The sequence below is a fragment of the Photorhabdus temperata genome, from assembly GCF_025384845.1.
Classification (GTDB): Bacteria; Pseudomonadota; Gammaproteobacteria; order Enterobacterales; family Enterobacteriaceae; genus Photorhabdus; species Photorhabdus temperata.
Genome location: NZ_JAJAFX010000066.1, coordinates 22,800 through 29,426 on the forward strand (window position 1 = coordinate 22,800; position 6,627 = coordinate 29,426).

Consider the following 6,627-nt stretch of genomic DNA (forward strand, 5'->3'; position numbering starts at 1 on the left):
AGGTCTAAAACAAGATACTGATTTAGAGCGTTAAAAAACAGGCGGGAAATAGCCCGCCTGTCTCCCCTCCCCTGTGCGGTTTCGTGCGCACGAAATTTATCGTTCTTCCTGATCGTTATCTCTATCTCTGCCAGTTGAATTTTGCTTTTTTCCGGGCTGCTGGCTTGCTAGTTTCTGACTAACTGCTTTGGCCATTTCATGTCGTTCCGTAGCCATAGGAGGCATGGTATTAACAAAATTCACAACATCAGCGGCAAGCTTTTTATCGCCCGGCTCTGAACTCTGGTTAAGTTCCTGCGCCGCCGATAGCCACCCTTTTCTAACTTCCTGCTGCCTTGTCTGTATTTTCTTTTCCCACGGTTTCGCTTTTGCAGGCTTTCCGGCCCTCGTATCTTTAAACTCTTCTACGATCTCTTTGATTTTGGCTTTATCGACTTCCGGGGTTAATCCACGCTTGCGAATATGAAGAATCGCCTGATCAATACCTTTTTTAACTACGCCACGTGTAGCGCGTGGTGTTGCTTCAGCTTCAACTCCCCTAGCGCGAAGTTCTTTAGCAAAACCTTCACGCCATATTTGAGGATCGCCTTTTTTCACATGTAAGCGCCTGCCATCGAAACCCAAGGTTTTTATACTGATATGAACATGCGGGTGATCAACGTCTTCATGAAGTGCAAAAACATACTGGTAGTTTTCGCCAAATTGTTTTTTTGCAAATGCCCTAGCCGATTCTTTGACGGCCTTAGCTTCCGTTCCTTTCGGCATGGATAGCACTACATTAGTAGTATCGCGCGTATTGGCACGTCGCTTACCTTGATCCTGAGTCCATTCCTTATGAACGGCTTTAACGTCGTCCTTTCCCTTCAATATTTCACCGCGTTCATTTTCAAGTTCCAGCTTCCCGTTTCGGCTGATGTAATCTAAATGGGCTTTAACGTGAGCTGGGCCTTTTGCATTGCCACTCACCTTAACCATCACTTCAGACGCACGATTAGCTATGCGACTAGCCTTACTTTTCAGGTCTGTAGTTTTGTTGGATTTAGTCTTTACTTTACCCTCAAGGAGTTTTGACAAGCTTTCAACGGCCATGGTTAACCTCCCCAACGATTCATGTTTCTATCAATAAGATTAGATACCTTGTCTCGATGGCCATCTATCTGTTCAAGCAGCCGATCTATTAATTCCTTGTTCAGCTTATCGCTATCACGAAACTCTACATTCAACGCTCTGGCTATCTGGTTCAGGTTTCTACCTATCGCGGCCAGCTCACGATTGGAACCCCGCAAAGCATTAACTTCGGCGTCAGTTAATACCGGTTCTTTGCTCAAGGTTGCCAACACTAAATTAGTAAGCCATGTGGTTCTGCTGGGAAACCCTTCAGCCTTAGCGCGTTCTGTCATGCTGTGAATATCTTTCGGTGACAAACGTATCGTTACTTTATCTGAACGTGGTTCTTCCAATCCTCTAGCTTCATTAGGCACTATTCCCGCCGTTACCTTTTCGAGCAACAGCCCCAACATATCGGATTCACTAACACCACGCTCATGACAAAAGGTTTGCCACTTCTCTTTTAATTCCGGCGTAACTCTCTTAACGATCCTCGGCATAAGCGGGCCTTTTACAATATGGGGGGATGGGGGGTATTATAGCAAAGCCGGTGCCATGCGCCAGCACTTTGCGAATCCTGCCCTAGCTCTAACCCCCCCATATCCTTTTCGTACGCACGAAGATTTTGCACGAATGGCTATTTCACGCCATCGGCTGCGCCTTGGCCCAAAATCAAAACCGGCTCAACAGGATCAGGGGCTGATTTGCGGCTATTGTTTTGGATTGTGCAATCCAAAGATGTTATAATTTGGATTGTGCAATCCAATAACAAAGAGCGAGATATACGCCAATGAAACCTACACAACAGACTTACGAAGAATTGCAGGTTGCTTATGACCATTTCAATGACGCACTTTTTGATGGTTCACTTCCCCCCTGCCTGATCACTCTCCAGCGGGAAAAGAAAACATATGGCTATTTCTCTGCCGAAAGGTTTGTTCACGCCAATGGAACCCGGACGGATGAAATAGCAATGAACCCCGCCTATTTTGCCGTATGCCCGCCCGAAGAAATTATGCAAACGCTTGTCCATGAAATGGCCCATCTCTGGCAATACCATTTTGGTAAACCCGGACGCCGTGGATACCACAATAAAGAGTGGGCTGACAAAATGGAGTCTATCGGTTTAATGCCATCTTCTACGGGGAAACCCGGCGGTGCCAGAACAGGTGATAGCATGGCCGACTATGCCATTGAAGGTGGCCAGTTCATGGATGAATACAACAAGCTTATGCAGGATGATTTTCGTATTTCATGGATGGATAGATTTCCAGCAAGGGATCGCCTTCTTGAGGCCATTGCATCTGGCAATGCTGACCAGTTCGCGGGTGACTTAGAAGCTATGGGGATTGAAGTTGGTGAAGATGGCGAGTTGACGATAAAGAATGAGAATAAATCAAACAGGATTAAATACACCTGCTCTATGTGCGAAACAAATATTTGGGGAAAGCCTGACCTGAATGTGATGTGTGGAGACTGTAACGTAGCCTTTGAAGTCGCTAACTGACGCGCTTCGCTTGTCGGCTATTGATGGAACCGTAACAGACTCGCTACGCTTGCTAGTTACGGCACCATCAACAGCGAGTTTTTAACGCCATCGGAAAAAGGTGCTTTTGATGAATCCGGGCTTACCTCTCTTTCCTCGCAGCCAACTAAATAAGTTGGCTGGTATAGCTAATGCCAATACCGCAAACGTTACGCAAATAGCTACTACAGCCAAAAATGATTGGCTGTTTTTCAGGTAGGGATACGCCAGAAAAAGAATCAGGACTAAAGCGGCGATAACGCCGCTGATTAGCACTATGCTATTTTTCATAATTGCCCGCCTCAACCTTCAACAATGGCAACAACGCTAACGTCCTTTAAATCAATCTCGTCTTCACTGCCATCATCATCGTATTTAATCCAACCGAACCCATAAGAAGCTCGGCGGTTCGTGAGTAACCGCGCTGGGCGTTCATCATATTGAATCTGGACAATCGCCTTTTTAATCTTGTCGCTTGCCTCATCTGCGGCAATGATTTTACTGGCTTCATCTTCCAAATCAGAAGATGGGCCGCCGCTAATTGGTTCGCCGTCAATAACTAAAGGTTGTTGCTCTTCGCCCTTCTCCAGTTCGTCGCTATCGGCACTCCCTCCGATCCATGCGTTGGCATCGCTCGGCAGCTCCTGACCTTCTTCATTGTCGCCTGACGTATTCACGGCTTTAGATTCCGGCTCTTTGAGTGAATCACAAAAAGCCCGCACATCAGCAGTAGTTAGCTCGTCTTGTGCTTCGGAACAAAAAGCCTCTACTTCTTCAGCGTGTTTTTTATAGGCACGATGTAACAGGGCCATTGCCTGCATGGAAACAACACGGCCACTGTCGTACATGTCGCGGATACAATTAGCCATATCAAAGAAAATAATATGATCTGATACAAACGATGCTGGCTTACCCAAACGGGCCGCAATGGCACTTTTTTTATCGCCTTTCTCAATCCTGCGCTGGATAAACGTAGCGGTTTCAATTGGTGACAGAGCTACGCGCTGAATGTTATCGACTGCATTATCAAATTCGTCGGCGTCCTCATCAATGAACGCCAGAACATCAGGTAACTCGGCAAGTTCAGCAGCAGCACAACGGCGCTCACCGGCATTAAGAATATATTCCCCCGGTATATCTGGATGAGGCTTCAGGCTTACCGGGTTTTTGTTACCGCGTGGTTTTCCGGTTGCCGGATTTACAGACTTCATTGAATCGGCCAGCTCACGGAGTTCCTGCGGGTCGATAGTCTTTCTGGCGTTATCTGCATCCTTATGAATTTTTTTCAGAGGCACACGGATAAGGTTTCCTGCGAAACCTTCAGGTACGTCTGTTGAAGCCGCTGATTGAGTAGGAGCCGGGTCGCCTCCCATCAAAGCTGAAAAGTTATCCAGCCCGCTTAAATCCAATCCCTTTTTGGCGTTCATTTGGCAACCCCCATTTTTTCAAAAATGATCTTAAAAGCTTCCTGAAATTCTTTCCCTGCCTCACGCGCAGATGTTTTCTTTAACTGCCATACCGGAATACCTTCGGAAAGGGCTTCTGGAATTGATGAACGAATGCCGATCCGCGCTCTAATTAACAGATGAGCGTAATTCTCTACCAGATTCATTAATGTTTTTTTCTGGTCTTCAGAACGGGAGTTAAAGCGATTAGGTAACATGCCTAGGAAGTTCAGATCTGGATTCCATTTCGACTTAACACCAAAAATGGTTTGCAGCATTTTTGTAATACCATCAATGGAATATTCTTCCAGCTCTATTGGCGACAACACATGATTTGCAACGATAAGCGCCGCTGACATACGCAAACCAAGGGTAGGAGGGGTATCAATGACACAATGATCAAACTGAGACGCCAGCGCGGTAAGGTGGTCTTTAAAGGTTGACATAACCGTTAACGGGGCGCGTTCTATATCGGCCATCTTTGCATCAGCATTGATTAAAGTAATGCCTTCATTTGGCGTAATAGTTAACTGTTGTTCTTCAAAAAGTTGGCTTGCCTGAAGTGCCGCCACACCTCCAGCCTTTTCTAAAGTCTTACTGGCGTTACCCTGCGGATCAAGTTCAACAAAAAGCACTCTGTCGCCTCGTTCCTGAAGAGCCATAGCAAGATGTACGGCGATTGTAGATTTACCTACCCCGCCCTTCTGATTCGTCACTGTTATGATATTCATTCATTTCACCCTTAGCGTTTGCCTGTTTACGCGCCTCATCTTCCATAGCCCTTAACATAGGAACCATTGATGATGGTATACATAGCTCGATACGTTCCCAGCCTGCCGGTGGTTTGCCATGTAACTTGTGCGCTTCTCTAACTTTCTTCGTCATTGCCGCTATTGCTGTACGGCTTAATCCCGTTTCAATCACCATGTCATTTTGCTTTCTGCCATCAACCAAAATTGCTTTCACAATTTCTACATTTGCTGGCTTTAGTGCGCGTGACAGGTTAGAAATGGCATGTTCAAATTCGGCCTGCGTTAGTCGTTTTTTCATTCAATGGATTAACCTCCGAAACTCAACGGCCTAACTGTGGCCTCCCCTTAAATATAAATCATCATCTGTTGATGTCAATAGATAATGATTCATTTTGCGGTTTCGTGCGCACGAAATTTATTGTTAACTCGCCGCCATTTCCAAGGCTCTACAATGCTTGATTGCGGATCAGACCATAGGCCAAGGCGTTTTTGCCTAGCGTCCTGTTCAAGGTCTAGCATGGCTGGATTAGTCGCCTGTTCACGGTATCTATAGGCCCACGCCATACCGTTACTAACCTGAGATTCATTTACGTTGGTGTTATCTTCCTTAAAAACTGTACCTAACACGCGGTTATAGCGATCCTTTCCCTTTTCAACGATGGTTACTTGTTGACGAAAGATCATATCAGCCAGAAATTGACGGGATTTCTGCCCGAAAGGTTGCTTGCTTTCAGGGGCATCAATATCAACTAATCTCACCCTTATTGGCGTTTTATTAACTAAAACATCAACGGTATCACCGTCGATAATTCGTATTATTTCGCCATGAATATCAGCAATTGCATATTGCAACGGTAAAAATAAGAATAGAAAAATAATATTCCAACGCTTCAACATTAATTTTCGCCTCTTTGTTCATCTGATTCCCAAATAACACCGAACCCGGCTTTATAACAAAGTAACGCCCATGCCGCGTAAGGTATCCCGCCTTCTTTACACCAACGCCTAAATGTCCGGCTTCCCTTTCCTCTCCCTGTTTCACTTGGTAGACCTATGTATTTTGATGCGTCAACACCAGTAAACTTATTTCCTGATCGCTCTTCTACCAGACTTAACACCGCTTTGATTTCTTCACCTGTCGGAGGCGTCCAACCATCACTAAAAGGGAGTAAGGTTTCAGTTCTAATTACGTTGTTCAAAGTGTCTCTCCTGAAAGCCCCGCCGAAGCGGGGCAATAGGCTTAGACGGCCTGAAAGCCTGCGTTCTGCTCGCGTAATGCTTCCATCACCGCTTTAAACTCGCTCCCGGATAGGGGAGGAAGCTTAAAGGAGGTGTGGCTATCTATTGCCTTTTTAATCATCTCGGCCAATGCTAAAATATCATTGTTCATGGTTACTCTCTCGCGGGTTTAACGTGAACTTCCCTGTATGGTTGCAGCCATAACAGGGAACCTTTAAAAGGCCCGCTTACGCGGGCCGCCTAATTCAAGTTAGTGCTTTTGCCTTCTAAGCCTCATTGATAAGACCAAGCTTTTTCTTTGTATATTCTATGTCTACAAAAAATGTCCAATTTGCCTTGCTAAATTCAATAGCGGCTTCTTCCAATGTAATCAAACCAGCTTCGAAATCCCTTTTTAAAGATCCATCAAGAGCAGGAATATCAAACGCTTTATTTGTTTTATTTTTCATCGGTTTTCTCCGGTATTGACCGTAGCAACTTGCCCGGCCTTCATTTGTAATGATAGGCCAAAATGGCCTACCCGTCAATCAAAATAGTATACTTTGATAATGCGATAACC

11 protein-coding genes are annotated in these 6,627 nt (G+C 45.4%); 1 reads left to right on the top strand and 10 read right to left on the bottom strand.

All coding sequences use genetic code 11. The features are described from left to right. Window positions 1-96: 96 nt before the first annotated feature. Entirely contained in the window at window positions 97-1,089 is a 993-nt protein-coding gene (locus LGZ99_RS19940; protein ID WP_000257690.1) for a relaxase/mobilization nuclease domain-containing protein, read from the bottom strand. Window positions 1,090-1,091: 2 nt separating this feature from the next. Further along, a complete protein-coding gene (gene mobC, locus LGZ99_RS19945) occupies window positions 1,092-1,607 on the bottom strand; it encodes a plasmid mobilization relaxosome protein MobC (protein ID WP_248402835.1) in 516 nt (171 codons plus the stop codon). A gap of 290 nt (window positions 1,608-1,897) precedes the next feature. Between mobC and LGZ99_RS19950 the strand changes: the two genes are divergently transcribed. Continuing rightward, entirely contained in the window at window positions 1,898-2,614 is a 717-nt protein-coding gene (locus LGZ99_RS19950; protein ID WP_057059798.1) for a SprT-like domain-containing protein, read from the top strand. An 81-nt stretch (window positions 2,615-2,695) separates the two neighbouring features. Here the strand turns inward: LGZ99_RS19950 and LGZ99_RS19955 are convergent, their stop codons facing one another. From LGZ99_RS19955 to LGZ99_RS19990, 8 genes are all read right to left on the bottom strand, one after another. Further along, window positions 2,696-2,923 carry a hypothetical protein gene (locus LGZ99_RS19955; RefSeq protein ID WP_058661460.1) on the bottom strand — a complete coding sequence of 76 codons (228 nt, stop codon included), beginning with the start codon at window positions 2,921-2,923 and terminating at the stop codon, window positions 2,696-2,698. 11 nt (window positions 2,924-2,934) lie between these two features. Continuing rightward, window positions 2,935-4,059 (bottom strand): ParB/RepB/Spo0J family partition protein, encoded by a 1,125-nt coding sequence (locus LGZ99_RS19960; RefSeq protein WP_262979499.1) that lies wholly within the window; start codon window positions 4,057-4,059, stop codon window positions 2,935-2,937. Next, the gene (locus tag LGZ99_RS19965) at window positions 4,056-4,808 is read right to left on the bottom strand and encodes a ParA family protein (protein WP_024143642.1); all 753 of its coding nucleotides are present in this window, start codon (window positions 4,806-4,808) and stop codon (window positions 4,056-4,058) included. The genes LGZ99_RS19960 and LGZ99_RS19965 overlap by 4 nt, the downstream gene beginning before the upstream one ends. After that, window positions 4,765-5,127: a TrfB-related DNA-binding protein gene (locus LGZ99_RS19970; protein ID WP_000746879.1), complete on the bottom strand. Its 363-nt coding sequence runs from the start codon at window positions 5,125-5,127 to the stop codon at window positions 4,765-4,767. The genes LGZ99_RS19965 and LGZ99_RS19970 overlap by 44 nt, the downstream gene beginning before the upstream one ends. Before the next feature lie 89 nt (window positions 5,128-5,216). Further along, window positions 5,217-5,726: a thermonuclease family protein gene (locus LGZ99_RS19975; protein ID WP_021265630.1), complete on the bottom strand. Its 510-nt coding sequence runs from the start codon at window positions 5,724-5,726 to the stop codon at window positions 5,217-5,219. Next, window positions 5,726-6,028 carry a hypothetical protein gene (locus LGZ99_RS19980; protein WP_001066964.1) on the bottom strand — a complete coding sequence of 101 codons (303 nt, stop codon included), beginning with the start codon at window positions 6,026-6,028 and terminating at the stop codon, window positions 5,726-5,728. The genes LGZ99_RS19975 and LGZ99_RS19980 overlap by 1 nt, the downstream gene beginning before the upstream one ends. Before the next feature lie 41 nt (window positions 6,029-6,069). Continuing rightward, complete coding sequence (locus LGZ99_RS19985; protein WP_001816708.1) at window positions 6,070-6,219, bottom strand: hypothetical protein; 150 nt, start codon at window positions 6,217-6,219, stop codon at window positions 6,070-6,072. 115 nt (window positions 6,220-6,334) lie between these two features. After that, complete coding sequence (locus LGZ99_RS19990) at window positions 6,335-6,517, bottom strand: hypothetical protein (RefSeq protein ID WP_033477908.1); 183 nt, start codon at window positions 6,515-6,517, stop codon at window positions 6,335-6,337. Between the last annotated feature and the right edge of the window lie 110 nt (window positions 6,518-6,627).

Excerpts from the sequence above, each read along its gene's own strand:
- LGZ99_RS19940 (WP_000257690.1), bottom strand. The coding sequence starts at position 1,089 with ATGGCCGTTGAAAGCTTGTCAAAACTCCTTGAGGGTAAAGTAAAGACT.
- mobC (WP_248402835.1), bottom strand. The coding sequence starts at position 1,607 with ATGCCGAGGATCGTTAAGAGAGTTACGCCGGAATTAAAAGAGAAGTGG.
- LGZ99_RS19950 (WP_057059798.1), top strand. The coding sequence starts at position 1,898 with ATGAAACCTACACAACAGACTTACGAAGAATTGCAGGTTGCTTATGAC.
- LGZ99_RS19955 (WP_058661460.1), bottom strand. The coding sequence starts at position 2,923 with ATGAAAAATAGCATAGTGCTAATCAGCGGCGTTATCGCCGCTTTAGTC.
- LGZ99_RS19960 (WP_262979499.1), bottom strand. The coding sequence starts at position 4,059 with ATGAACGCCAAAAAGGGATTGGATTTAAGCGGGCTGGATAACTTTTCA.
- LGZ99_RS19965 (WP_024143642.1), bottom strand. The coding sequence starts at position 4,808 with ATGAATATCATAACAGTGACGAATCAGAAGGGCGGGGTAGGTAAATCT.
- LGZ99_RS19970 (WP_000746879.1), bottom strand. The coding sequence starts at position 5,127 with ATGAAAAAACGACTAACGCAGGCCGAATTTGAACATGCCATTTCTAAC.
- LGZ99_RS19975 (WP_021265630.1), bottom strand. The coding sequence starts at position 5,726 with ATGTTGAAGCGTTGGAATATTATTTTTCTATTCTTATTTTTACCGTTG.
- LGZ99_RS19985 (WP_001816708.1), bottom strand. The coding sequence starts at position 6,219 with ATGAACAATGATATTTTAGCATTGGCCGAGATGATTAAAAAGGCAATA.
- LGZ99_RS19990 (WP_033477908.1), bottom strand. The coding sequence starts at position 6,517 with ATGAAAAATAAAACAAATAAAGCGTTTGATATTCCTGCTCTTGATGGA.